Source organism: Pseudoalteromonas sp. SR43-3, assembly GCF_014163875.1.
Taxonomy (GTDB): Bacteria; Pseudomonadota; Gammaproteobacteria; order Enterobacterales; family Alteromonadaceae; genus Pseudoalteromonas; species Pseudoalteromonas distincta.
Genome location: NZ_JACJEC010000032.1, coordinates 1 through 23,931 on the forward strand (window position 1 = coordinate 1; position 23,931 = coordinate 23,931).

Below are 23,931 nucleotides of genomic sequence, written 5' to 3' on the forward strand. Positions count from 1 at the left end.
AGTGGGCCTAGAAATTCCACACCGACGACAAACTAGGCCCGCATTATTAGTTTTTTCGTAAAGCTCAATCCACTTTAAACGTTGTTTAATTTCTTTGTTCATAGCGTCATAGTATATTGAAACGATCTCTATGAATCACACACCTAAAGCTAAATATAAGAGAAGCTTCGGCTTCTCTTTTTTGTTTACCCTCAATAAAATATAATTTAAGTTTAAAACTCCCAGCTATTATTTGCTAAAATCTCCTTACTCAAACCTATTTGTTTTCCCATGAGCTATAAACTAAGACCTTACCAGCAAGAAGCCGTAGAACGCACCGTTTTACACTTTAGAAAGAGTAATGATCCTGCCGTTATTGTGCTACCAACTGGTGCAGGTAAAAGCCTTGTTATTGCTGAACTTGCCCGTATTGCTAAGCAAAAAATATTAGTACTTGCTCATGTAAAAGAGTTGGTAGAGCAAAATTCGCAAAAATATAAAAGTTTTGGTTTAGAGGCGAGTATATTTTCAGCAGGTTTAAAAGAAAAGTCATTAAACCATCAAGTAACGTTTGCTAGTGTGCAATCACTTTCTCGTAATTTAAATAAATTAAATGAGCATTATTCGTTACTTATTATTGATGAATGCCATAGGGTAAATGGGGATAAAAAAAGTCAGTACGGTAAAGTAATAAACAGTTTAAAAGAATATAACCCTCAGTTAAAAGTATTGGGTTTAACAGCAACACCTTATCGGCTAGGAACGGGGTGGATATACCATCATCATTATCATGGCTTTGTTAAAGGTACTCAAGAAAGTCCGTTTAAAAGTTGTATTTTTGAATTGCCGCTCAGGTATATGTTCAAACATAATTATTTAACGCCGCCAAACGAAGTTGATGCAGCGATTAGCCATTATGATTTTTCGTCCTTAGATAGCAATGCATTTGGGCAATATACGACTGATGACATGAATGCGCTTTTAAAAAACAGTGAGCGCGCAACGAAAGCTATATTACAGCAAGTTATTCAATACAGTGAAGAGCGTAAAGGTGTTATGGTTTTTGCCGCCACGGTAATGCATGCTCAGGAAATATTAAGCTACTTGCCAGCTCATCAAAGCGCACTTATAACAGGTGATACGCCAAACACTGAGCGCGATAAAATCATTAAGCAATTTAAAGCTAAGCAATTAAAGTATCTAGTTAATATATCGGTACTAACAACCGGCTTTGATGCGCCACATGTCGACTTTATAGCTATTTTAAGACCTACAGAATCAGTTAGTTTATATCAACAAATTGTGGGGCGAGGTTTAAGGTTATCTGAATCAAAAACGGATTGCTTAGTAATAGATTATGCTGGCAATGGTTTTAATTTATTTCACCCAGAAGTAGGTGATAAAAAAGGCGATAGTGATAATGAACCTGTGCAGGTACTTTGCCCAGGTTGTGGGTTTGCGAATATATTTTGGGGTAAAACAGACTCCACTGGCAAAGTAATAGAGCACTTTGGCAGGCGTTGCCAAGGCCTGTTAGAAGATGATGATGGGCATAAAGAGCAGTGCGATTATCGTTTTAGGTTTAAAGAATGTGAGCAGTGCGGTGCCCAAAATGATATTGCTGCACGTAAATGCCATGATTGCGGCGCGGTAATGGCCGACCCTGATGATAAGTTACGCAATGCATTAAACTTAAAAGACGCACTTGTGCTTCGATGTAGTGGGTTATCGGTAACTCTAATTAAAGATGAACTTATTAAAGTAACGTATTTTGATGAAGATGGCGCAAGTTGCGATGAGGTATATAACCTCGCAAATAAGGGCGGGCAATTTATATTTAATAAGCAATTTGGTCTACGAGTAGGACTTGGACAAACACCTATTAATTTTAAAACTGCAGCGCAAGTAGTAAGCGCACAATTTGAATTAGTACCACCAGATTTTGTTATTGCACGAAAAAGCAAAAAGTATGGTTGGAAAGTGGCTGATAAGCTATTTGACTATAAAGGCAATTTTAGGAAGGCAAATCAGTTAAGCCGTTAAGCTTAACTGATAGAGTACATTGAACTAATACAATTAAAAGGCAACTAAGCCTCGTCACCGTCCATTAATCCCCAGCCGTCACCATATCCATTAAAGCTATTAGCAATGCTTTCAATGTATTGCTCAGCTTGGCCTAAAAGGGTGTGCTCTGGCACCATTTGTACTTGAGTGATTACTTCCCAAACGCCAGTGTCTTTACATTTTTCAAGCTCAGCATTTTGAACTAATGCATCAGAGACTATTTCTTTAGCAAATTTTTCAGCATCGGCTTCTTGTTCGAATAAAATAAAAAAATCGACTTGGTGCATTTTATTTAAATCAATGCCAGCAGCGGCTATTTCGGCTAAAAGTTGGCCGTTATCATCATCAGGGAATTGCATTAAAAACTCATTTAAAATTAATTTTTTATTCGTAGGCACTATTGTAACTAAAATATTGTCTTAACGCGTACTAATTTTAATTATGCTGATACTTATTCAAAGTTAAATTTACGCGTTAGATTGTCATTAAGTTAATGTGTTGCTCATTATGGCTATGCTAATATGCGCGTAATCAGCCAGTTTTATGTAAGATATTAAAAGTAAGGATATTTACTTGTTTATTAAGTTTTTACGTTGCATATGTGTTGTGAGCGCTTTAATTGCGACAAATAGCTATGCTGCAGAAAAAGTCATAGAAGATTACGAAATTAAAGGGTTAAGTGGCGATTTAGAAAATAACGTAGCCCTTTATCTCAAGCAATTAATTGGTGAAAAACCAACCCGTACACTTCGTCGTTATGCCCAAAAGCAAGTACAAAATAGCATTAAAGCACTTGGTTATTATAGCCCGACCGTCGAGGTTATTTATGATAAAGACGACAGCGAGTTAATTGTTAAAGTTGAGCGAGGTCCTGCAACTCGCATAGAAGCAATTAATATTACGCTAAACGGCGTTGGCCAGAATGATCCACAATTACAGGCATTAATTAAAAATACCAACTTAAAACAAGGTGATGTTTTAAATCATGGTAGATACGACTCTGCTCATAAAAAAATAGAATCTATGCTATTGGAGCTTGGCTATTTTGATGCAAAGTGGCCAGCGCGCAAATTAGAAGTGTCACTTAAGAAAAATAGTGCTGTTATTACTTTTGTAATTGATACTGGGGTTAGATACCAGTTTGGTGATATAAAAATAGCTAGTAATACGCCTGCTGAAAAATACATACGCTCGCTTGCGCCTTTTACTCAGGGTCAACCTTATAAATCAACACATATTGCTGACTATAATTTGGATTTATCAAGCACCCCTTATTTTGCAAGCGTGCGCGTTTACGCCGATATTGCTGCGCGTAAAAATAGCCAAGTACCTATTAAGGTAGATGTGTTGCACAAGCCTGCAAATAGCTATGAAATTGGCGGCGGTTTTAGTACTGACTTAGGGCCCAAAGTGCGTTTTAAATGGAGTAAACCGTGGATCACAGAAGACGGTCATTATCTCGAAACTAATTTAAATGTGGCGCAAAAGCAGCAAGATATTTCCATGGCTTATACCATTCCAGTTGATGATCCGAATGATGATTTATGGCGTTTTTCTGCTGGATATAAATTAGAGGATGAACTAACAAACGATACCTACAGTGAAATACTCACGGGGCAAATTCAGCGCCAATGGTTAACCGAAAATAAGTGGGTGCGTACTGCATTTTTACGCCGCGACCAAGAAACCTACCGCATCGGTGATGAAAAGGAAGAAAGTACCGAAATGTTAATGCCGGGCATTAGCTACGCCCGCAAAAAATCAAAAGGCGGCACGACTCCATACTGGGGAGAGCAGTGGCTTATATCTGCTGAGTTTGGTTTAGATGATGTGCTTTCGAGTACTAATCTGATTAGGGTGCAAATGCAACATGCGTGGTTACGTACATACTTAGATAAGCATTTAGTGTTTTTAAAAGCAAATGTTGGTGCAATGCTTGTTGATGATATTGAAAACGTACCTTACTCACTGCGTTTTTACGCAGGTGGCGATCAAAGTGTTCGTGGTTTTGCGTACCAATCAATATCGCCAGAAAATGATGATGGCGATCTCATCGGTGGTAAATACTTACTAACCAGTACAATAGAGTACAACTATCAGTTTGCTCAAAACTGGCGCGCAGCTTTATTTGTTGACGGTGGTACAGCAACGAATGATTTTTCTGATGACTTTGAAGTAGGCGCTGGTTTTGGTTTTCGCTATTTAACACCCGTTGGCCCAGTGCGTATAGACCACGCTTGGGGATTAACAAAAGAAAGTAAAAGCACACGTTTAAGTATTACCATAGGGCCAGAAATTTAATGTCAGTATTAAAAAAGATAACAGCCGCCGTAAGTGCTATTTTTGTCACGTTAGTTGTTGCACTATTTTGTTTGTTATTTACCGCACCCGGTAATCAATTTATTGCTTATAGTGCAAACAAAGCGGTAGATGGACTACATATCGTAATTAAAGATGGCCGTTTTATTTATAATGATGCCTTTAATGTGCGCTTTACTAGCAACGGATTGGATTTTAATGCACAACAATTGAAAATTGATTTGTTTTGGTGGCAGTGCGATGGAATTTGTATAGATAACTTAAGTGCTAAATCTATAAATTTAACATTACCAAAAACTGCAGAGTCACAAGAAGAAGCCGCTGCAGAGCCGCTTGAAAAAATCAGCTTACCTTTTAATATTGCTTTAAAAAACATTGCGATCAATAAATTTACTCTAGAGCATCCAAGTGCAAACGTAAGCGTTAATAACTTTAAACTCTCAGCAAAAGCAGAGGGTTCAAAGCTGACGGTTAAAAGCCTGAATATTCCCACCATACTTGTTGCTTTAAAAGAGCAAGAACAAGATGCGAAAACACAAACGGCGCAAAATACTCAAGCGCTTTTAACGCACCTACCCGCATTACCTAATATAGAATTCACTTCGCCACTTGACTTAGTTGTTGAAGACTTTGAAATAGCTAACATTACGATTGAGCAAAACGAAGCCCAGCATGTTATTGAAAACATCTCGCTGCAATTAAGTGTGGAAGATGCGGTTATTAATTTAGAGTCATTCTCAGCAAAGTATGAGCAGTGGCAGCTTAATACGCACCTTAATGCTGAGCTTGCAGGGAACTTGCCCGTAAAAGGGGATGTTGTTTTACAAAGTGATGAGCACCAAGCCAATTTGCAGTTGAATGGCGACTTATCAAACCTAAACTTAAATTTAGAAACGCAGGGACAATATCCGCTTAGTTTAATGGCAACGGCAAATTTAAAGCAAAAAAACTATCCGTTTGAGTTAAATGGCAAAATTAAACAGTGGCTTATTGATGCACAAAGTAATGAGCTTAAAGTGCGAAATGTAAGCCTCAATGCACAAGGTAATGCCGACGATTACCAGCTTAGCCTGCAGGGGAATAGCCAATTAGGCGCGTACCCAGCTGTTGACTTAAATGCCCAATTAAAAGGCAGTCTCACCAAAGCAACTTTACAAGCGCTAAGCATTAAAGCAAACGAAAGCAGTGCAACTATAAAAGCCAATGTTGATTGGCAAAAAGGCATACAGGCTAACTTTAATGGCACGCTTGCTAACTTAAAAGCGCAGTACTTAACTGATGCCGCTACCAGTGATATTTCAGGACAGTTTAAAGGCTCGTTTAATGCAGCTGACGACAAGTGGCAGCTACAAATGAATAATACAAAGTTAAACGGATTACTTAACGACGTGCCACTAGAATTTGCTTCAAACTTTAAGCTCGACAACACGTTAAAAGCTAATATTGATAGTTTTTATTTAAGTAGTGGCACCAATAAATTAGCACTAAGCGGGCAAGTTGATGATACTTGGCAGGTTGATGGCAAAGTAACGCTTAAAAGTGATGAAAAAGCTAATATTCCATTTACTGCCGATGGCAACGCAAATTTAAAAGTAAGGGGGGAAAGGTTAACGCCCTCTGTTGATTTAGCGCTAATACTCGATCGCTTTATTTTTGATGAAATAAACATTAATAAATTATCAGTAAGAGGGCAGTTAGATACCGCAGCCGATTGGCAAACCGATGTTTCGGTAAGTGTTGGTTCGGCGCTTGTAGCCGAACAGCAAATTAATAGCGTTAAAATTGATATTAGCGGCGACAAAACAGATCACCAACTTACGGCATCTGTAGATGCTGAGCAAGGCAGTGTAGAGTTTGAAGTTAATGGCAAAATTAATAATACCACTTGGAATGGCGAGCTTAGTAATGTAACGCTCAGCGATAAAAAGCTTAGTTTTAGTAATACTAAAAATATTGCCATTATGGTTAATACGCAAAGTGGCGACTTTGATGTAAGTGCACATTGTTGGGCATCTGAGCAAAGTAAATTGTGCATAGACACCTTAGCCCAATCAAAAAACCTCGGTCAGCTAAATGCTAAACTAAGCAATTTAGCTCTTGAGGAGCTTAAGCACTTTTTACCTAATAGCATTCGTACTCGCGGTAATATAACTGGCGATGTAGCGCTTAATTGGCAAAGTGGTGCGCTTAAAACATTACGCGCAAATATCGATTCTAGCGACTTAGAAGCGGTGCTTACCTCGGAAGAAGATCGTTTTAAATTACCAATCGAAACTCTAACTGTTAGTGCATTTTCGGACTCTCAAGTTGGCAAGCTTGAAGCTAATTTAGAATCAAGTGTGCTTGGTAAAATAAACACACAAATTGATATTGACGACATACAAAATACGCAAGCGCTTAACGGCACTATTAATATTGATAAAATACTCCTTTCAGACTTACAACCATTTCTTGAAACCCTTGAGCAGTTAAAAGGTGATATTAGTGGAAAAGTCGCATTAGCAGGTACGTTAAAAGATCCATTATTAAATGGCGAGCTTAATGTGAGCGATATTAGTTTAGAGGGCGAGCAATTGCCTATAGCGCTGCAAAAATCAAATATAAACGTATTGTTTGATAAAACAACAGCCACAATAAAAGGCAACTTAAACGACAACCAGGGCGGTAAAATAAACCTCACCGGTGACGTTGATTGGCAAGGTGCGCAACCTGCTGTAAATGTGGCGGTAGTTGGCGATCAGTTTTATGTACGCGCGCAGCAAGGGGTTACTTTTAAAGTATCGCCGGATTTAAAAATAGGCTTGGCTAATAATGCACTCAAGCTTGCTGGTGAGGTAGTTGTGCCTTACGGTCGTTTAATGATTGAAGAGCTTCCTGAGGGCGCAGTGCAAGTTAGCGATGATGAAATTATTGTTGATCAAAAAACCGAGGCCACAGAAACAGTTCCATTTGATTACGACATAGATTTAAAAGTGATTGTTAAAAACGATGTAAAAGTAGAATCGTTTGGCTTGGAATCAAAAGTTGCGGGTGATTTAGCGATAAAAATGAGTCAAGGAGCACCAATTATAGCCACAGGTGAGCTTAACTTAATTGAAGGTACTTACTTAGCCTTTGGGCAAGATTTAATAATCAGCACAGGGCAAGTCGGTTTTAGCGGTTCAATTGAACAGCCATTTTTAAATATTAAAGCAATACGTAACCCCGATACGACTGCAAATGGTGTCATTGCAGGGGTTACGCTTACGGGTAATGTTGAACAACCAACGCTTAAAATATTTTCTGAGCCTGCGATGGATCAAGCACAAGCACTCGCATATTTACTTAATGGCCAACCTTTAGGTGATGGGGAAAGTTCGTCAAGCGATGCGATGCTCACACAGTTATTACTTTCTCAAGGTGTTAGCCGCAGCGAAGGGGTTGTTTCTAAGGTAGGTGAAACCTTTGGGTTGTCAGATGTAAGTTTAAGCTCATCAGGTAGTGGTGATAGTACCAAAGTAGAAATATCAGGATACGTAGCACCCAGTTTGCAAGTTAAATATAGCGTGGGTGTATTTGATTCGCTCAGTGAAGTGGCTGTGCGTTATCAGTTACTTTCGCAGTTATACATAGAAATAACGAGCGGCCTATATCAAAATGTTGATGTGCTATATAAGTTTGATTGGGAATAACCAAAACTATAATAATTATAAGGATATAAGCGATGAAAAAAATTATATTGCCAGCTCTGCTTAGTGTTTTATTGAGCGGTTGTGCTCAACAACTAGGTAATGATGTTGCTAAACAAGAGCTACTTTTATTGAGCGCGAGTGAGGTAATTGCTAGTGCAGCAGATAATGACTGGCGAGTAGTGAACGCCCAAAATATTTTAAAGGTAACGCTGCCAACGGGCGATGCGTATATTGAACTTAATGAACAGCTTGCCCCAAAGCACGCTCAAAACATTAAAAAATTAGCGCGAGAAGGGTTTTATATAAATACCAGCGTTTATCGGTTTGTTGAGGGTTTTGTAGCGCAAGGTGGCGACAGCTCGGGTAAAAAGTTAATTAAAACTGCAGATAAAACAGTTCCAGCTGAGTTTTATTTAACAACAAACAAACCACTTTTAATTACTGAGCTAAATGGCGACGGATATGCACCAGTTACCGGCTTTTTAAACGGCTTTGCAGTAGCTCAAAACTCAGCACATACGCAAACATGGCAAGTGCATTGTAGTGGCGTGTTTGCAATGGCGCGCGACAACGATATAAATAGTGCGAGCACGGAGTTTTTTGTAACGATAGGGCAAGGCCCGCGCTACCTTGATAAAAATATTACGGTGTTTGGTCGAGTGCTAGAAGGTATAGAGCATTTTAACCGTTTAGCGCGCACACCAACTGAAGGAAAAGCATTTAACCCAATTACTAATATACAAGTCCTTGGCGATGTACAAAGCGATAAAAGTATATTTAAAGTGATGAAAACAAACTCATCGGTGTTTAAAAACTTAATAAATGCTCGTAAAAACCGTGTTGAGCCATGGTTTGTTAAAGCACATAATTACGTTGATGTGTGTGGTATGCCTATACCCACTAAGCGTGAAGTTATACCAATCCGCAATAATACTTAATCATTTTGCGGGGCTAAACGTGTCGTTACCTGCGTTAAAAGATTCTCATTTACGACTGCATGGATGCAGAAGGTAGAGCAATGCAGGAGCAATTGCCGAGAACAACTAAATAGCTAATCTTTTGCCTAGCTATCAACACGTTTTCCCAGCCTTAAAATAGCTCACTTAATTAAGCGAATTGGTATTAATTAAATATACAAATAGAAAAGGAGCCTAGGCTCCTTTTTTTAATACCCATATTCCAATTAAAAATAACCTACTGACGATTAATTTTAACTGCAAATGGCGTATCGTTATAATGTGTAGAGCGATACGGGTTTATATCAAGCCCACCGCGACGAGTATAACGCGCGTAAACCTCTAACTCTTTAATATTAAGTTGTGTTGTTAAATCGCTATAAATACGCTCAACACACTGCTCATGAAATTCGTTATGTGTTCTGAACGAAATTAAGTAACGCAATAACGACTCACGGCATATTTGCTCGCCTGTGTATCGTATAATTACACTTGCCCAGTCAGGCTGAGAGGTAATTAAACAGTTTGATTTAAGTAAATGGCTGTAGAGCGTTTCTGTAACTACGTTATCACTTTTTGCTTTAAGTGAATTTGCATCAATATCGTAATTATTAATTTCAATATCTAAGTCATCAATACATTCACCTGGCAGCGCTGTACACGGTAAGCAATTGTAATCGTCAGGATTGTATAAAGTCACTTTGACAGGGCTGTTAACCGCGTTTGATAAATCATCAATTAAGTGCTGTTTTACTATATCAATGCTTTCAAATCGGGTTTGGTTAAAGCTATTTAAATAAAGTTTAAACGACTTTGACTCAATAATATGGCTGCTTTGGCATTCAAAGGTAAATAAGGCCACGGCAACTTGCGGTTTACCTTTATTGTTTAGCCATGAAAGCTCGTAACCTGTCCAAATATCTTGGCCTTTAAATGGAAGCTCTGCTTCGTCAATATTTAAAGCATCACGATTTAGTTTGCGCGCAATAGGGAAAAGCAAGCTTGGCGTGTACACATCTACATACTCAGTAGATTGGCCTAATACGCTACCTTTAAGGTCTGGAGAATTGCTGTAATCTGTCATGTTTGCTCTTAAATAGTTACAATAGGGACATTATATCTAATTTTAATGAGTTTCACAGTATGTCTGTTGCATTGCTTATAGAACAACTTCATCAAACATTTAGCGAAAATACCCTTAAAAACACTACAAAGTACCCACTTATTGCGCACGACGAACAATGGCCAAGCCCATGTGAAGTTGGTGAGGTTGACGAGCAAGGAAACATTCAATGGCAGGGGGCGCGTCAGCAACCTGCAGGTTCGCTTAATGATTTAGCCAGTGCACTAGAATTTGAGTTTCCAAAAGAGCTTAGCGAGCTATACGGACATATGTACGGTGGAAGTATTTTAGCAAGCATTGATGGGCATCAGGTTGAATTACTACAAGCATGGAACGAAGAAGACTTTAATTTGCTACAGCAAAATATAACGGGCCACGTTTTAATGAAACGCAAGCTTAAGCAGCCAGAAACAGTATTTATTGGTTTAACAGATCAAGATGATTTACTAGTAAGTGTATTGGTGCACACTGGTGAAGTATGTTTAGAGCATGTAGGCAAAAAAACACACCATGTACTTGCACCTAACATTAATGCTTTTTTAAAGGCATTAGAGGTTTAGAGTCTATTCAACAATCAGCTTGGTGCAGTTAGCACCAAGCTATTGTTGCTCATTAATTTAGTGTAACTACTGAAAATCCCACGATATATTAGACACTAAGCCACATGGCTCACACCTAAAGTCGAATAACCCAAACCACGATTCAGGTAATTTCCAGTCGCCATTACAACTAGGGCACTTTCGTTCAAGTTCAGACGCTTTATCTACGCCGCCTACACGGTATAAATAATAATAGGTTGGCTTTTTAGTTAAAAAACTAATTCGCTTTGTTATGTCTTTTCCGCGTCTATATAAGTCGCTTTTAATACTCGATATTTCTTCAAGCGCCGGAAACTCACAACGGGTTGCGCCATTAATTTGAATTTGATCGCAGGCTTGCCAATCTTCTTGCCATTTTATAAGCGTTTTATAGTCACCATTAGCAATTGCCGGAATACGAAATAGCGGCACAGGCAAAAAGTCATCACCACAATAAAGCGGGCTGCACGTATGCACATAGGTTGTATATAAAATATAACTTGATGGTTCTTTGCAGCAATCAGCGCCGTTGGAGTGAATATCTTGTCCGATCACTTTTACTTTTGGCGCAAGTAGCCCAGCACTATGTAACTTTTCGATACTGTGCTTAACAAACGGGCTGTTATTTAGCGGGTGCATTGCATCTTCAGTAGGGCACATTACGCGGGTAATAAAAAATCCATCTTTTAAAACGGTTGGAAATTCTTCCCCCATTATTTGACCATTAAAACGCAGTGCATTTACTAAGCGATTTATTGCTTGTTCGGCTTGTTCTAGGGTGGTGTCTTGGTAGCAATCAAAAGTTAAATCAACAACGAACATTTATAGTCTCAAATTATTTTTGTTCTAGCAGCGCAAGAAGTTTATCGAGTTTTTGCTCAATTCTATCTAATTGACTTGTTTTAAGCTCAGTATTATCTGACTGCTGTGGGTTTCTCATGAAGTTATTAATTGAATCAGGATTGTTTTTATATTGGCTTACTGCTGCAATAATCATAGGCATTGGAACCGGTTGCGCCAAACGGCTTTTAGTTAGTGCTACAGTAGGGGTTTTGCCTTCATCGAGAAGGGCTTTGATTGCATCAAATACAACTGAATTCATTAGATATATAACTCTTTAATAAAATAAATACGCAGCATATAAATGCTGCGCAGATGCTATGTTAGCAATAAATAAGGGAGGGTACATTAAATAAAATTACTTACTTTGACGAATGCGTACATCTAACTCGTCAATTACTTCACTCCAATCTCCGTCTTGTGCAAGGGATTCAGCTAAAAAGTGCTGTTGTGCCTCATCCCAAAAAGAAGCTTCTTGGAGTAATGTTGTGTCTTCTAATTCATGTGAGGCAATAAATGCATCTATTTGCTCATCACTATTTGGTAATCCAAGCTGTGCAAAAAGTGTGTTAATGTCGTGTTTTGTCGTATCCATGATATTGCTCCTTTAAATGAATGAAAATTCATACTAGTACCTAACTGTACCTCCTGCTAGTTAAACTCTCGCTGAATTTACGGTTAATAATTTTAGGTATATAGTTAGGTTTAAAGTTAAACAGCCTATAGCTAAAATAATAAAGGAAATACAATGAGTGTAACCACACCAGCTGATACGTTCAGCGTACAGTATTTAGCTGCAGAAGATATTAGTACTGCAGCGAGCCTAATTTATCAGGCTTATCATGACGATCCTGTATTACTAAACATGCTTAGCTACAATGACGAAAATAAAACAGTTTACGAAAAAAAATTACGATCATTAATTCGCGAAGAGCTCAGTAGTTTTTGGCAAGAAAAACAGCCATTAATTGGTTTATACCGCAACGATAAATTAAAAGCAGTAGCGTGTGTATTTGAATCTAATAGCCAATTACAAGCGCAGCGTTATTGGCACTGGCGTTTAAAATTAATGCTGAGTGCGGGATACTTACAAACAAATCAATTAATAGATAAAGAACAAACAATTAGAGACGCCCTTAAAGAGAAAGGCAATTACTATTTTTTAGCTTTTATTGCCGTAGATCCGCATTTTCATGGACAAGGCTTTGGTCGTTACTTACTACGCGGGCTTGACGACTTAGTTAAATGCAACGCTGAGTCAACAGGGATGGCTGTATTTGTAACACGTAAGGAGCACATTGAATTTTTTAAAACTGAAAAGTTTGAAGCATTTAAACACCTTACTTTTAACCAAGTAGAGGGCGAGTTACTGTTTAAACCAATAATTGAGCCAACTATTTAAAATTATAATGTAAGCCAATGCGCCCAAACGGACATAAGACCGTGAGATATATCTCACATCATCGTAAGCATTGTCACTTAAAGGCTGCTAATAAGTAGCCTTTTTTGTTCTAAGTTATTGTTCTGCAGTGTTTATTTTTTTTTCATTTTTGTGACGTTTATTTATTTTATGTTAAGTCCTATTTCTCCCCCCTGATTGCTTTAAACTTCTCTTCGTCAAGACGACATAGCTCAATGATTGAGTTACTGCCAAGGATACGGAATAGGCAACATAGCAGACGCTAGCAGGAAGCATAAAGGACAAGCTAAAACGGATACAAGGAAGAATAAGGAAGTGCATGAAGCACTTAGTAGCTAGGAGTTACTTTAGGATAATCACGGATGACGCTACAGGAAGTAGCAGGAGCGTTAGTTTACGCAGGACAGCCAAGATGGCAAGTGGACATTGCAGGATGCAAAAAGTGGCAGGAGCTACTTTAAAGGATTACCAGGGATGATGCTACGGGACGTAGCCAAACGATAGATTTCGTGGGTTTGCCAAGATGGCTATGGATATTGCAGGATGCAAAAGTGGCAGGAGCTACTTAAAAGGATTACCAAGGATGATGCTACGGATGTAGCCAAACGATAGATTTCGTGGGTTTGCCAAGGTGGCCATGGATATTGCAGTATGCAATGTGAGGGTAAACAAGGTTGTTTACTCGTTCAGGGGATGATAATACGGATTTAAGATAATGGATATCTAGCAGGATGCAGTCCAATTGGGGCGTAACTTTAGTTACGCCTTAGTTTTTTGTGTTGAATTAAATTTATTAATTTAAGACACATACTCTTAAAGTATATTAAGTTTTATATTTTATGCGGTGGAACAACCACACTTTTCAAAAACTCATTTTCCATAATTAACACACCTTGATAAGCATTTTCACCATCGCTTGAAAATTCAAATATAAATTCACTTTTAATGCCTGGCTTGCCGTTCTTTAAAAAACCAAAGCGGCGTTTTGTGCATGCAACACTCATCAACTGCACCTGCAGTTGCTCACTTTGACGTTTAGCATGAACGTTCGCCGCTTCAGCAACCTTTCGGTTAAGCCAAAATAAGTAAATTACACTACCAATAAGTATGAACGTCCATAAACTTGCCATTTAAGAGAATAACCTTCCAATTGCACGCGCGAGGGTTTCGCTACGATTTTCTTTACGTAATAAGCCTAATAAATGCGGGCGAATAGTTGGTATTGCAACTAAGTCAGCAAAAATACTTGGAAACAATTCTTCAATTTTTTGATGATGCGCGCAATTATCCATAAATACATGTAAGCGTTCAGGGTTTTCTAATTGTTTAAAACACCGCCCAGCGATTGTTAGTAACACGTCAGAGTCGTGCTTCACTGGTGAGCTTAGTACAGTATCAACTAATTGAGCGCATAACCCTTGAGCTTGACCTTTTGAAGCTGATCTTAGTGCTGCGGTTATAGCTAATGTATCGTTATTACTAATTGCGGTCTGTGTGTAATCAACAAGTAACTCACTCATTGATGTTGGTATTTCAACGTGTTCAAGCATGGCACTGAGTGGTTGTAGTACTTCAATAGGTAAATGCGCCCATGCTTTTTGCAGATTACTTAAGTTTGTATCGCTGTCTAAGCGTAGTGCAAAATCGGCAATACCCTGTAGTGCAACACTTTGCCAATTATCAAAACCAATTTTACCGCTAAAGTACAATTGTGCATGCTCGTAATACTGCGATGCAGGCTGTTTTAATAGTACTTTTACTTGGGCGTTAAATGCCGCTAATTTATTTGCGTTTGGTGTAAAAACATAAGGGTTATTATCAAGCTTTCCATCGGCTTGCTCGCCTGTAATTTCAGTGCCTAGCGCTTGAATAACCATATCAGCAAAGTGATCGCGACTAGCACTTACCAGCATACTTTGCTCATCAAGTGAAAATTTTAAAAACCATACATACGGTTCTTTACTGGCTTTAGTATCCCAAAATTGAATAGCGAGCCATGCATGACCAGCAAGTGGATAAGGGTAAGGCACTTGAGCTTGTTCAATAGCTAAAAATTGTTTTTTATCAAGCTTAGTAATGTGCCTGCCAATATCAAAAGCACGCCACTGAGTACCCGCACCATCTAAAAGCTGACCTAATGTAGCTATTTGATCACTCATTGTTTTCTCAACTGTTTTTACTGCAAAATTACATTAATTATACGTCATAGCCGCTTGTGAGGGAACAGGGTATAATTGCATTACATATATAAAAGAGGGTGGTTATGTACCAGCAAACCCAAACTTATTTAGTGCAGCTAACGGCACTTTTACAAAAACACGCGCTTTGGCAAAGTGAGCCAATAGACGCTGAGGCACTGCTTTCAAATACTCCTTTTTGTCACGATACAATGGCATTTGAGCAGTGGTTACAATTTGTATTTATTGAAAAAATACAGCAATTAATAACACATAGGCAACCACTGCCGCGTAACTTTGCTATTGCCCCTATGGCGCAAATGACACTTGTGAATAAAGCCGGAAGCGATGAAATTATTGAATTACTAACAGCCCTTGATACCTTTTTAGGAGAACCAAATGAGTGAGCGTCCAGCGCCTATTGAATATGGCGAGCTGACTATTTTGTATCAAGATGAAAACTATGTGGCTATAAATAAGCCTTCAGGTTTATTAGTGCATCGCTCGTTTTTAGATAAACACGAAACCCAGTTCGCTATGCAAATGTTGCGCGACCAGTTAGGGCAACATGTATTTCCAGTACATAGGCTCGATAGACCTACGTCGGGCGTATTGCTGTTTGCATTGAGCTCGGAAGCAGCTCGCGATATGAACCAGCTATTTATTGAAGGTACCATTGCTAAGCGCTATTTGGCCTTAGTGCGCGGCTTTGCGCCAGAGTCAGTATTTTTAGATAAACCGCTTAAAGAAGAACTTGATAAAATAGCCGATAAGTTTGCAGATCAAGATAAAGCACCGCAAGAAGCGCAAACCCAGTTTAATTGCTTGCACCAAGCTGCATTGCCTATTCCTATAGGTAAGTATCCAACAGTGCGTTACTCGTTAGTTGAGTGTTTTCCAAAAACCGGGCGAAAGCATCAAATTCGCAGACACTTAAAGCACTTATCACTGCCTATCATTGGTGATGTAAATCATGGTGATAACCAGCATAATCAATTTTTTAGAGAGCATTTTGAGCTAAGACGCTTAATGTTATTTGCAACAGAGCTTAGTTTTGTGCACCCTTATAGTAATGAATCAATAACAATTAAAGCGCCACTAGGTGAAGACATGCTTGAAATATGTAAGCAGCTAGGTTGGCCAGAGCAAGAAAAGGATTATTAATGGCACATATTAGTATTTTTGTAGGCAGCGTTAATGGCGGTGCAGAGCGTTTAAGCGATGAAGTTGCAGCCACAATGGAGCAAGCGGGTCATACTGCTACAGTAATTACAGAAGCATCGCTTGATGATATAAAAAATGCATCGCATATTTTAATTGTTACCTCCACAACAGGCCAAGGTGATGTACCGAGTAATTTGGCCGGATTGTACTTTGCAATGAATAGCACTTTCCCAATGCTTACCGATAAACCGTTTGGTGTAATTGCAATGGGTGACAGATGTTACGGCGATACATTTTGTGGCGCAGGGCGAAGCTTTGACGAGCTACTTCGTGATTTACAAGCAAAGCCTGTGGGCAACCGCCTAGAAATAGATGCATGTGAAGATTTTGAACCGTGGCCGGTAACCGAGCCTTGGTTAAAAGTATGGCTAGAAAAACTACCTGCTTAATCCTTTAATTTTAAAGTATTAAAAAAGGAGCGCATGCGCTCCTTTTTACTTTTAATATAGTTTTATAAATTAACTACTTCTGACATCTACTTTAAGTTTTAGCTTTTGGCCAGGTTGTAAGTATTTTTGACCGGCTAAATTATTCCACTTAATAATTTCGTTAACGCTTAGATTAAACTTAGACGCAATACGTGCAAGTGAGTCACCACGGCGTACTTTGTATGTAATAGTACGGTTGGTACTTGCCGTTGCTTGTGGTTTATTAGCTGACTTATACACAGTAAGTTTTTGATTTAGGCGCAGTACAGAGTTTTTCTTTAGCTTATTCCATTTAGCCAACTCATCCATAGTTACGTCATATTCGCGGCTAATGTCCCATAACGTGTCGCCACTTTTAACTGTGTGCGAAAGCTTTGTGCGAGTTGCTTTATTAGCAGCTAAGCGCATCTGCTTTGGTAAATGTTCGCTATTTATAGCGCCATCAGTAAGCGGGACTAATAATTCTTGGCCTACTTTAATCGTATTTGATTTGAGTTTATTAAGCGATCGGATTGCACTTGAGCTCGTTGTAAACTTTTTGGCAATTACTGATAAGCTGTCGCCTCGAGCCACAATATAACGTTGCCAGCGTAATCTGTTTTTAACATCAGTGTTTGCTAGTTTTTGGCTAAATTGCTCTGCTTTATCTACTGGCAGTAATAAAGAATGTGGGCCATTAGGATCAGTTGCCCAGCGGTTAAAACCAGGGTTTAATCTGTATAGCTCAGTAAGCGTCATATCGGCCATATCAGCAGCAAGTGCTAAATCTATTTGCGAGCCAACATCAACCACTTCAACCACTTGTGCATTAATTACTGGTTGCCATGTAACGTTAAAATCATCTGAGCGTTTTAATAAATCGGCAAGTGCTAATAACTTTGGTACGTAGGCTGTTGTTTCGCTAGGTAAATCAAGAGACCAAAAATCGGTAGGTAAATGCTTTTTACGATTCTTTTTAATCGCGCGCATCAAGCGCCCTTCACCCGAGTTGTAAGCAGCAATCGCATTTAGCCAATCGCCTTCAAGTGTTTTATGTAAATACGATAAGTAGTCAAGTGCTGCGCGAGTCGACTGCACTATGTCGCGACGACCGTCGTACCACCAGTTTTGTTTTAAATCGAATCGCTCACCGGTTGCAGGCATAAACTGCCAAATGCCCGATGCGCTGCGATTAGAATAACCAAATGGGTCAAATGCGCTTTCTACAATAGGCAGTAGTGCAATTTCGATTGGCATTTCGCGCTTTTCTACTTCTTCAACAATAAAGTGTAAGTAAGGTTCTGCACGTTTAGAAATACGATCTAAATAGGCTTGGTGGCGAGCGTAATAGTTACGTTCAGTAACAACAGGGCGGTTTTGCGGTATTTCGATAGAAAGTTGGTAGCGAATTCGCTCCCACACATCATCAAACACGGGCGCTTCTTGCTCATCAGAGTCAACTTGCTGATATTGTGCGTTTACCATCAATGCATTGTTAATGTCGTTAGGACTTGCGCCTTCGAGTTGTTGGTTTGCTTGTGTGGCAACTTGAGAGTCTGACTCTAATGTTGTCACAGTTTGACAACCACTTAGCGCTAACGCCAAGGCTACTAATAGGGGAGATTTATTCATAAATACCAATACATCGGGTAAAAAACTCGGCGAATACTACCTGTTATGAGTTAACATTGCCACTTAATGACTTTTTAAAACGCAGAAATAGAATCATCACTATATCTTAAGTTGATGATTCTAATGAAATAAATATTAAAGTATTAGTTTTTGCATTAAAAATTGTCTTTGAACTGTCTCAGACTCGCAAAGTTTCCCCAAGGTTCATTGTTTTTTGTAACCGAGATAAATTTCTCTGGCACTAACTCTATAATGGTTGGCAAATCGCTACGCATAAATGGATTTATTTTTAGCTCCTGTCCAATAGAGGTCGGTAGAGAAATTTGATTATTACTGCGTAATTCATCTACTTTTTTACTGTACTCAAGGAGTTCTGGATTGCGTGGTTCAACTGCTTTGGCAAAGGCAAGGTTAGCTTGTGTGTATTCGTGCGTGCAATAAACAACACAGCTTGCAGGCAGCTCTCTTAGTTTATTAAACGATTCCCACATTTGCTCTGGCGTGCCTTCAAATAAGCGCCCACATCCGCCGCTAAATAATGTATCGCCTGTAAAAGCAAGTTCATCATTTGTGTAACAAATATGATCAAGCGTGTGCCCAGGAGTTGCTAAAATAGTAAAGTTAATATTAAGCACACTGATGCTTTGTCCATCAGTGAGTGCGTGAGTGACGCCTTTAAATGGACTATTTGCAGGGCCATAAACCGATATATCTGGATAGGCGTCAACTAATTCAGCTACGCCATCAGTGTGGTCGTAGTGATGATGCGTAATTAAAATACCACCAAGCGTTAGTTTGTGCTCAGCTAAGTAGGTTAATACGGGATGTGCTTGACCTGGATCGACTACCCATGCTTGGTTACTGTTATCGGTAGTTAAACACCAAATGTAATTATCAGAAAAGGCTTTAATTGCTTTGACTTGCACCATGGTAAATTGCTCTATAAAGTGACACTTATCGCATAGTATAACGAGCTCAAAAAATGAAACCAGCCCTTAGTTTTCAAGAAGGACCCAAACCACTGTCGTGGCAGCAGTTTCCTCATGGGGATTATTTACGCACAGATATTGAACGTAAAATGGAGCAATGGCTTCCGCGTATGTTTGGCTATCATATGCTTAAGTTGGGTAATTTAAGTGGCGAATTAAACACAAGTATAAGTACGATTAAACACCAAGTGTGTGTTGCAGAGCCTGGGCCTTACACTGGGGTAGTTGCTGACATAGATGAATTGCCATTTTACGAGCACAGTATTGATGCTTGTATACTAAGCCACTGCTTAGAGTATCATTCAGACCCACATCACATTTTACGAGAAGCACATCGCACGCTTATTCCGGGCGGTTATATACTAGTGACTGGTTTTAATCCGTTTAGTTTGTGTGGGCTTGCACAAATGCTGCCTTTTAGTGGTCAGAAGTTACCATGGACGGGGCGCTTTTTTACCCCTGCGAGGGTTAAAGATTGGCTAAATTTATTGGGTTTTGAAATTGTAAGTGACGAACGTTTTATTTATTCATCACTGGCAAGAGGTAACAGGTTATCAAGATTTGAGTTTTGGCGGACTTTTGCAAAACAGTATTTAAAACCAATGGGCAGTGTTTATATGCTGGTGGCACGAAAAAGAGTTGCGCCACTTACGCCGATAAAACCTAAGTGGCATGCTAGGCCGCAGTTTGCACCAGTAAAAGGGGCAGGGCTTAGACAAACGTCAAAGCAACACTTTAAATCGTGCGAGCAAAAAAATAATACCAATTGCATTAAATAAGTGATCTATCATAGCGCTAAGAAAATAGCACATTAACAAGGCGAAAATTGTGACATATAGTTGTTCTATATGAATAATTTTTAACGCAGTTAGTGAGTTATTTAATGCGATAGAATGAACATGTTTTTAATAAAATTGGTATAACAACTAGCTTAGAATAAATTTAAGGCTGGTAGCCTACATCTTCTAGTAAATCTTTACTGCCAGCGGCATCGCGCGCTAAATCGTCAACTATTTCGTTGTATTTATTGCCGCTATGCCCTTTAACCCACTTCCAAGTTACATTGTGCTCGCTACAGGCTTTATCTAAGCGTTTCCATAAATCGACGTTTTTAACCGGCTTTTTAGCTGATGTTAACCAGCCACGTTTTTTCCAGTTAGTGATCCACGATTCAATGCCTTGCTTAACATATTGGCTATCGGTTGTTAGGTTTACATCGCATTCTCGAGTGAGTGATTCTAGGGCAACAATAGCCGCGAGCATTTCCATTCGGTTATTTGTTGTGAGTTTATAACCTTGGCTCATTTCTTTTTCGTGGCCGTTATAAATCATAAAAATACCATAACCGCCGGGGCCTGGATTACCTAAACATGAGCCGTCGGTGTAAATCTCTACGGTTTTTTGCACTGTTTTACCTTGATCTTATGTACAATAAAGTGATTATAGAAAGATACCAGAATCAGGCTAAATTCGATATGGCACGTAGACAAATAGTTTTAGATACAGAAACCACCGGCATAGACCCTAAACAAGGGCACCGTATTATAGAAATTGGGTGTGTGGAGTTAGTAAATCGCCGTTTAACAGGCAATAACTTTCACGTTTATATAAATCCACAACGGCCAAGTGAAGAAGAAGCAATCGACGTTCACGGTATCACTAACGAATTTTTACGTGATAAACCGTTGTTTCATCAAATTGCCCAAGAGTTTTTCGACTATATTGAAGGGGCTGAGTTAGTTATTCATAACGCGCCGTTCGATATTGGCCACATGGATAACGAATTTGCGTTGCTTAATCAGGGTTATCCTAAAACAGATACTTTTTGTCAAGTTCTCGACACGCTTAAAATGGCGCGTGACTTGCATCCAGGTCAAAAGAACAACCTTGATGCATTATGTCGTCGTTACGATGTAGATAACGGTAAACGAACGCTTCACGGCGCGCTACTGGATTCTGAGATTTTAGCCGATGTTTACCTTGCCATGACGGGCGGTCAAACAAAGCTGAATTTGAATCAAAACAAAGATGACGGCAGCGAGCAACAGAAGGGCGGTATAAAGCGTTTAAATAGTGATAGAGCCCCATTAGTTGTTCTGCGAGCAAGTGACGCTGAGCAAAGCGCACACGAGGCACGATTGGATCTTGTAAATAAAGAAGGCGGCCAATGTATCTGGCGCGCTGAATAAGGCGATTTAATGAAAACGATGTATTTTGTAACAGCGTTATGTGCCGCTAGTTTATTTACTGGCAATGCATATGGCGTAAAACAAGTAGAAGTGCTCAAGCGCGATGGGCATCAAAATGAGATCCCTTTACTTGATAATCGTTTTCGCATAGATAGCAAAATAGATGAAATAACACTGCTTTTTTTTAGAAAATCAGGTGCACCTGCTGTTATTTTAGTGAGGCCCGATGGCAGTAAGTACTTTGCTGCTGACTCTGTTAAAAACCCTAACTTAGAATGGTTTGACGAACTCAGCTACGATTTAGTAACCATAAAAAAACCTATGGCAGGTCCTTGGCAAGTAATAGGCAGTATTTTACCCGACAGCAGAATAGTTGTATTAGGCGAGATATCTCTAGAAGCAGAGCCTCTTCCTTCAATGTTGTTTAGAGGGGAGACAATAAAAATCACTGGCAAAATACTAAATGACGGTGAGCCAATTAATACAAACCTATTTAGAGATGTTGTGAGCCTTAATGTCGACTTTGTAAGTACCAACAATGAAAACTTTGCTAACTTTGGCGCAGGCATTCAAGAAGTAGCGGAATTTAAAGACGATGGACGTGGATTTGATGAGCGTCCTAAAGATGGTGTGTTTACCGGCGAGTTTACTTTAGATTTTCCTGCGGGTGAATGGACACCAGAGCTTTACGTGGCAACACCTCTGCTGCAGCGTCGCATTGTGCAAAATACAATAGAAGTGCACGAGCCACCTTTTGTAACCGAAGCCGCGTTAGCAGAGCAAGACACAGACGAGCATCTGTTAACTATAAATATAGACCCAAGTATTGTTAAGCCAGAAACAGTCATCATCCAGGGAAAAATCTACTATCCCAATAACGAAGAGCAAATGTTTACCATAGATGCCGCTGCTAAAGACTCACGCCAGCTTAATGTTAAAAATTATGATTGGGGTAGATATAGTGTTGAACTGTCTGTTTTTGGCACTAATATTAATGGCCGTGAATTTATGGCAACGCTGCCAACGTATAAATTTGAAATAGAACGACCCATAGAAGCGGTGCCCGAAATTGATCCTGCAACGATTATTACGCCAGATAAAATGATCGAGAGTGAGCCTGTTGAAGAAAAAATGGCCACCTCGACAATTATTAGTTTAATTGTAGGCTGCAATACGCTCATTTTATTACTCGGATGGCTGTTAATTCGTATATTTGTTCAGAAAAAACCGATTAAATTTAAAGTGAAGCTGCCTTTTTTAAAGAAAAAGAAAACAAGTGAAGGTGATGTTGCCGACACAGAAAAAAATCAAGTCGGTAAAAATGGCTCAAAAAATGACAGATCAGGTGAAATTTTAAACCTTTCGATGACAGATGACTAAAAAACCTATAAAAAAACAAAAAAGCCCTTGACGAAATAGGGGTTGGTTCGTATTATTCACGCCGCTGTCAGGGAGACCTAAACAGCAACGAAAATATGGAGTGGTAGTTCAGTTGGTTAGAATACCGGCCTGTCACGCCGGGGGTCGCGGGTTCGAGTCCCGTCCACTCCGCCATTTTCGTAAAACTTGTAAGTAAAAGCTGGAGTGGTAGTTCAGTTGGTTAGAATACCGGCCTGTCACGCCGGGGGTCGCGGGTTCGAGTCCCGTCCACTCCGCCAACACTTACACAACGTATGGTTGTAAAACATATTCTTATTATGGAGTGGTAGTTCAGTTGGTTAGAATACCGGCCTGTCACGCCGGGGGTCGCGGGTTCGAGTCCCGTCCACTCCGCCAATAAGAAAAAATAACAGTTTAAATATGCGCTGGAGTGGTAGTTCAGTTGGTTAGAATACCGGCCTGTCACGCCGGGGGTCGCGGGTTCGAGTCCCGTCCACTCCGCCAACTATTTAAACAATGTTATATTACAAAATTTGTATGCTGGAGTGGTAGTTCAGTTGGTTAGAATACCGGCCTGTCACGCCGGGGGTCGCGGGTTCGAGTCCCGTCCACTCCGCCAACAAATTAAGTAATAACAAGTATAATGATATCTCTGCGGAGTGGTAGTTCAGTTGGTTAGAATACCGGCCTGTCACGCCGGGGGTCGCGGGTTCGAGTCCCGTCCACTCCGCCATTTGATATCATGATTAAAATTTGTAAGTGCATTACCCCATGCACATACCACTGCGGAGTGGTAGTTCAGTTGGTTAGAATACCGGCCTGTCACGCCGGGGGTCGCGGGTTCGAGTCCCGTCCACTCCGCCACTTGTTATTTCCTCAATAACAAGTTTAAAAATCCTTGATTAAATGATTTAGTAAAACATTCTTTGGCTATCAGCTATCAGCTATCAGCTATCAGCTATCAGCTATCAGCTATCAGCTAT

The 23,931-nt window shown here is 39.5% G+C and carries 22 protein-coding genes, 7 tRNA genes and 1 pseudogene; 19 read left to right on the forward strand and 11 right to left on the reverse strand.

What is annotated here, in order from left to right:
• Positions 1–102, reverse strand: a pseudogene (locus tag H5088_RS19645) (IS481 family transposase); the annotation flags it as partial.
• Positions 103–270: 168 nt separating this feature from the next.
• Between H5088_RS19645 and H5088_RS19650 the strand changes: the two are divergent.
• The gene (locus H5088_RS19650; RefSeq protein WP_182754336.1) at positions 271–2,022 is read left to right on the forward strand and encodes a DEAD/DEAH box helicase; all 1,752 of its coding nucleotides are present in this window, start codon (positions 271–273) and stop codon (positions 2,020–2,022) included.
• Between the two features lie 44 nt (positions 2,023–2,066).
• On the opposite strand, the gene H5088_RS19655 is transcribed toward H5088_RS19650, so the two are convergent.
• Positions 2,067–2,402: a ribonuclease E inhibitor RraB gene (locus tag H5088_RS19655; protein WP_007378192.1), complete on the reverse strand. Its 336-nt coding sequence runs from the start codon at positions 2,400–2,402 to the stop codon at positions 2,067–2,069.
• 214 nt (positions 2,403–2,616) lie between these two features.
• On the opposite strand from H5088_RS19655, the gene H5088_RS19660 reads away from it, so the two are divergent.
• The 3 genes from H5088_RS19660 to H5088_RS19670 are packed head-to-tail and all read left to right on the forward strand — an operon-like array spanning position 2,617 to position 8,971.
• Positions 2,617–4,344, forward strand: coding sequence for an autotransporter assembly complex family protein (locus H5088_RS19660; protein ID WP_182754339.1), 1,728 nt, complete (start codon positions 2,617–2,619; stop codon positions 4,342–4,344).
• The gene (locus H5088_RS19665; RefSeq protein ID WP_182754342.1) at positions 4,344–8,033 is read left to right on the forward strand and encodes a translocation/assembly module TamB domain-containing protein; all 3,690 of its coding nucleotides are present in this window, start codon (positions 4,344–4,346) and stop codon (positions 8,031–8,033) included. Before H5088_RS19660 ends, H5088_RS19665 begins: the two co-directional genes overlap by 1 nt.
• A gap of 32 nt (positions 8,034–8,065) precedes the next feature.
• A complete protein-coding gene (locus H5088_RS19670; protein ID WP_182754345.1) occupies positions 8,066–8,971 on the forward strand; it encodes a peptidylprolyl isomerase in 906 nt (301 codons plus the stop codon).
• A gap of 256 nt (positions 8,972–9,227) precedes the next feature.
• Here the strand turns inward: H5088_RS19670 and queF are convergent, their stop codons facing one another.
• A complete protein-coding gene (queF, locus tag H5088_RS19675) occupies positions 9,228–10,073 on the reverse strand; it encodes an NADPH-dependent 7-cyano-7-deazaguanine reductase QueF (protein ID WP_024593670.1) in 846 nt (281 codons plus the stop codon).
• A gap of 59 nt (positions 10,074–10,132) precedes the next feature.
• Here queF and syd point away from each other — a divergent pair, with 59 nt between their 5' ends.
• Entirely contained in the window at positions 10,133–10,672 is a 540-nt protein-coding gene (syd, locus tag H5088_RS19680; RefSeq protein ID WP_182754348.1) for a SecY-interacting protein, read from the forward strand.
• A gap of 66 nt (positions 10,673–10,738) precedes the next feature.
• Here the strand turns inward: syd and H5088_RS19685 are convergent, their stop codons facing one another.
• The 3 genes from H5088_RS19685 to H5088_RS19695 all read right to left on the reverse strand — a co-directional run bounded on the left by H5088_RS19685 (position 10,739) and on the right by H5088_RS19695 (position 12,125).
• On the reverse strand, positions 10,739–11,512 hold the full coding sequence (locus tag H5088_RS19685; RefSeq protein WP_024599765.1) for a Zn-ribbon-containing protein: 774 nt from the start codon (positions 11,510–11,512) through the stop codon (positions 10,739–10,741).
• Between the two features lie 13 nt (positions 11,513–11,525).
• Positions 11,526–11,792, reverse strand: coding sequence for a hypothetical protein (locus H5088_RS19690; RefSeq protein WP_007378199.1), 267 nt, complete (start codon positions 11,790–11,792; stop codon positions 11,526–11,528).
• A gap of 96 nt (positions 11,793–11,888) precedes the next feature.
• Positions 11,889–12,125 carry a DUF2789 domain-containing protein gene (locus H5088_RS19695; RefSeq protein ID WP_002958240.1) on the reverse strand — a complete coding sequence of 79 codons (237 nt, stop codon included), beginning with the start codon at positions 12,123–12,125 and terminating at the stop codon, positions 11,889–11,891.
• A gap of 153 nt (positions 12,126–12,278) precedes the next feature.
• Between H5088_RS19695 and H5088_RS19700 the strand changes: the two genes are divergently transcribed.
• Entirely contained in the window at positions 12,279–12,932 is a 654-nt protein-coding gene (locus tag H5088_RS19700; protein WP_182754351.1) for a GNAT family N-acetyltransferase, read from the forward strand.
• An 848-nt stretch (positions 12,933–13,780) separates the two neighbouring features.
• Here H5088_RS19700 and H5088_RS19705 read toward each other — a convergent pair.
• Together H5088_RS19705 and H5088_RS19710 are read right to left on the reverse strand one after the other, a co-directional pair.
• Complete coding sequence (locus tag H5088_RS19705) at positions 13,781–14,080, reverse strand: DUF3301 domain-containing protein (RefSeq protein ID WP_002963032.1); 300 nt, start codon at positions 14,078–14,080, stop codon at positions 13,781–13,783.
• Positions 14,081–15,109 (reverse strand): DUF3549 family protein, encoded by a 1,029-nt coding sequence (locus H5088_RS19710; protein WP_182712740.1) that lies wholly within the window; start codon positions 15,107–15,109, stop codon positions 14,081–14,083.
• Positions 15,110–15,213: 104 nt separating this feature from the next.
• Here H5088_RS19710 and H5088_RS19715 point away from each other — a divergent pair, with 104 nt between their 5' ends.
• From H5088_RS19715 to H5088_RS19725, 3 genes are read left to right on the forward strand one after another with little or no spacing between them, the layout of a single operon-like run.
• Positions 15,214–15,534: a YqcC family protein gene (locus H5088_RS19715; RefSeq protein ID WP_002963030.1), complete on the forward strand. Its 321-nt coding sequence runs from the start codon at positions 15,214–15,216 to the stop codon at positions 15,532–15,534.
• The gene (gene truC, locus H5088_RS19720; protein ID WP_002963028.1) at positions 15,527–16,291 is read left to right on the forward strand and encodes a tRNA pseudouridine(65) synthase TruC; all 765 of its coding nucleotides are present in this window, start codon (positions 15,527–15,529) and stop codon (positions 16,289–16,291) included. The genes H5088_RS19715 and truC overlap by 8 nt, the downstream gene beginning before the upstream one ends.
• Complete coding sequence (locus H5088_RS19725) at positions 16,291–16,740, forward strand: flavodoxin (protein ID WP_182754354.1); 450 nt, start codon at positions 16,291–16,293, stop codon at positions 16,738–16,740. The genes truC and H5088_RS19725 overlap by 1 nt, the downstream gene beginning before the upstream one ends.
• A 69-nt stretch (positions 16,741–16,809) precedes the next feature.
• Here H5088_RS19725 and H5088_RS19730 read toward each other — a convergent pair whose 3' ends face one another.
• Both H5088_RS19730 and gloB read right to left on the reverse strand, forming a co-directional pair.
• Positions 16,810–18,390 (reverse strand): LysM peptidoglycan-binding domain-containing protein, encoded by a 1,581-nt coding sequence (locus H5088_RS19730; RefSeq protein ID WP_149602939.1) that lies wholly within the window; start codon positions 18,388–18,390, stop codon positions 16,810–16,812.
• A 155-nt stretch (positions 18,391–18,545) separates the two neighbouring features.
• Positions 18,546–19,319, reverse strand: a complete 774-nt coding sequence (gene gloB / locus H5088_RS19735; RefSeq protein ID WP_182754357.1) for a hydroxyacylglutathione hydrolase — start codon at positions 19,317–19,319, stop codon at positions 18,546–18,548.
• Between the two features lie 53 nt (positions 19,320–19,372).
• Between gloB and H5088_RS19740 the strand changes: the two genes are divergently transcribed.
• On the forward strand, positions 19,373–20,158 hold the full coding sequence (locus H5088_RS19740) for a class I SAM-dependent methyltransferase (RefSeq protein WP_002963022.1): 786 nt from the start codon (positions 19,373–19,375) through the stop codon (positions 20,156–20,158).
• A 163-nt stretch (positions 20,159–20,321) separates the two neighbouring features.
• Here H5088_RS19740 and rnhA read toward each other — a convergent pair whose 3' ends face one another.
• Positions 20,322–20,786 carry a ribonuclease HI gene (rnhA, locus tag H5088_RS19745; RefSeq protein ID WP_002963021.1) on the reverse strand — a complete coding sequence of 155 codons (465 nt, stop codon included), beginning with the start codon at positions 20,784–20,786 and terminating at the stop codon, positions 20,322–20,324.
• A 68-nt stretch (positions 20,787–20,854) separates the two neighbouring features.
• Here rnhA and dnaQ point away from each other — a divergent pair, with 68 nt between their 5' ends.
• The 9 genes from dnaQ (at position 20,855) to H5088_RS19790 (ending at position 23,812) form a co-directional block, all read left to right on the forward strand.
• Entirely contained in the window at positions 20,855–21,568 is a 714-nt protein-coding gene (gene dnaQ / locus H5088_RS19750) for a DNA polymerase III subunit epsilon (protein WP_076924405.1), read from the forward strand.
• Between the two features lie 9 nt (positions 21,569–21,577).
• Complete coding sequence (locus tag H5088_RS19755) at positions 21,578–22,948, forward strand: TIGR03503 family protein (protein ID WP_182754360.1); 1,371 nt, start codon at positions 21,578–21,580, stop codon at positions 22,946–22,948.
• A gap of 97 nt (positions 22,949–23,045) precedes the next feature.
• Positions 23,046–23,122, forward strand: a tRNA-Asp gene (locus H5088_RS19760).
• Positions 23,123–23,149: 27 nt separating this feature from the next.
• Positions 23,150–23,226 (forward strand) — tRNA-Asp (locus H5088_RS19765).
• 41 nt (positions 23,227–23,267) lie between these two features.
• Positions 23,268–23,344, forward strand: a tRNA-Asp gene (locus H5088_RS19770).
• A gap of 31 nt (positions 23,345–23,375) precedes the next feature.
• Positions 23,376–23,452: transfer RNA gene (locus tag H5088_RS19775), tRNA-Asp, on the forward strand.
• Positions 23,453–23,490: 38 nt separating this feature from the next.
• Positions 23,491–23,567 (forward strand) — tRNA-Asp (locus H5088_RS19780).
• Between the two features lie 37 nt (positions 23,568–23,604).
• Positions 23,605–23,681 (forward strand) — tRNA-Asp (locus H5088_RS19785).
• Between the two features lie 54 nt (positions 23,682–23,735).
• A tRNA-Asp gene (locus H5088_RS19790) sits at positions 23,736–23,812 on the forward strand.
• Positions 23,813–23,931: the final 119 nt, after the last annotated feature.

Coding starts and splice junctions, on each gene's coding strand:
- H5088_RS19670 (WP_182754345.1), top strand. CDS start 8,066: ATGAAAAAAATTATATTGCCAGCTCTGCTTAGTGTTTTATTGAGCGGT.
- H5088_RS19655 (WP_007378192.1), bottom strand. CDS start 2,402: ATGCAATTCCCTGATGATGATAACGGCCAACTTTTAGCCGAAATAGCC.
- H5088_RS19650 (WP_182754336.1), top strand. CDS start 271: ATGAGCTATAAACTAAGACCTTACCAGCAAGAAGCCGTAGAACGCACC.
- H5088_RS19695 (WP_002958240.1), bottom strand. CDS start 12,125: ATGGATACGACAAAACACGACATTAACACACTTTTTGCACAGCTTGGA.
- H5088_RS19665 (WP_182754342.1), top strand. CDS start 4,344: ATGTCAGTATTAAAAAAGATAACAGCCGCCGTAAGTGCTATTTTTGTC.
- H5088_RS19755 (WP_182754360.1), top strand. CDS start 21,578: ATGAAAACGATGTATTTTGTAACAGCGTTATGTGCCGCTAGTTTATTT.
- H5088_RS19690 (WP_007378199.1), bottom strand. CDS start 11,792: ATGAATTCAGTTGTATTTGATGCAATCAAAGCCCTTCTCGATGAAGGC.
- H5088_RS19715 (WP_002963030.1), top strand. CDS start 15,214: ATGTACCAGCAAACCCAAACTTATTTAGTGCAGCTAACGGCACTTTTA.
- H5088_RS19700 (WP_182754351.1), top strand. CDS start 12,279: ATGAGTGTAACCACACCAGCTGATACGTTCAGCGTACAGTATTTAGCT.
- H5088_RS19710 (WP_182712740.1), bottom strand. CDS start 15,109: ATGAGTGATCAAATAGCTACATTAGGTCAGCTTTTAGATGGTGCGGGT.
- H5088_RS19685 (WP_024599765.1), bottom strand. CDS start 11,512: ATGTTCGTTGTTGATTTAACTTTTGATTGCTACCAAGACACCACCCTA.
- queF (WP_024593670.1), bottom strand. CDS start 10,073: ATGACAGATTACAGCAATTCTCCAGACCTTAAAGGTAGCGTATTAGGC.
- syd (WP_182754348.1), top strand. CDS start 10,133: ATGTCTGTTGCATTGCTTATAGAACAACTTCATCAAACATTTAGCGAA.
- H5088_RS19705 (WP_002963032.1), bottom strand. CDS start 14,080: ATGGCAAGTTTATGGACGTTCATACTTATTGGTAGTGTAATTTACTTA.
- H5088_RS19725 (WP_182754354.1), top strand. CDS start 16,291: ATGGCACATATTAGTATTTTTGTAGGCAGCGTTAATGGCGGTGCAGAG.
- truC (WP_002963028.1), top strand. CDS start 15,527: ATGAGTGAGCGTCCAGCGCCTATTGAATATGGCGAGCTGACTATTTTG.
- H5088_RS19730 (WP_149602939.1), bottom strand. CDS start 18,390: ATGAATAAATCTCCCCTATTAGTAGCCTTGGCGTTAGCGCTAAGTGGT.
- H5088_RS19740 (WP_002963022.1), top strand. CDS start 19,373: ATGAAACCAGCCCTTAGTTTTCAAGAAGGACCCAAACCACTGTCGTGG.
- dnaQ (WP_076924405.1), top strand. CDS start 20,855: ATGGCACGTAGACAAATAGTTTTAGATACAGAAACCACCGGCATAGAC.
- gloB (WP_182754357.1), bottom strand. CDS start 19,319: ATGGTGCAAGTCAAAGCAATTAAAGCCTTTTCTGATAATTACATTTGG.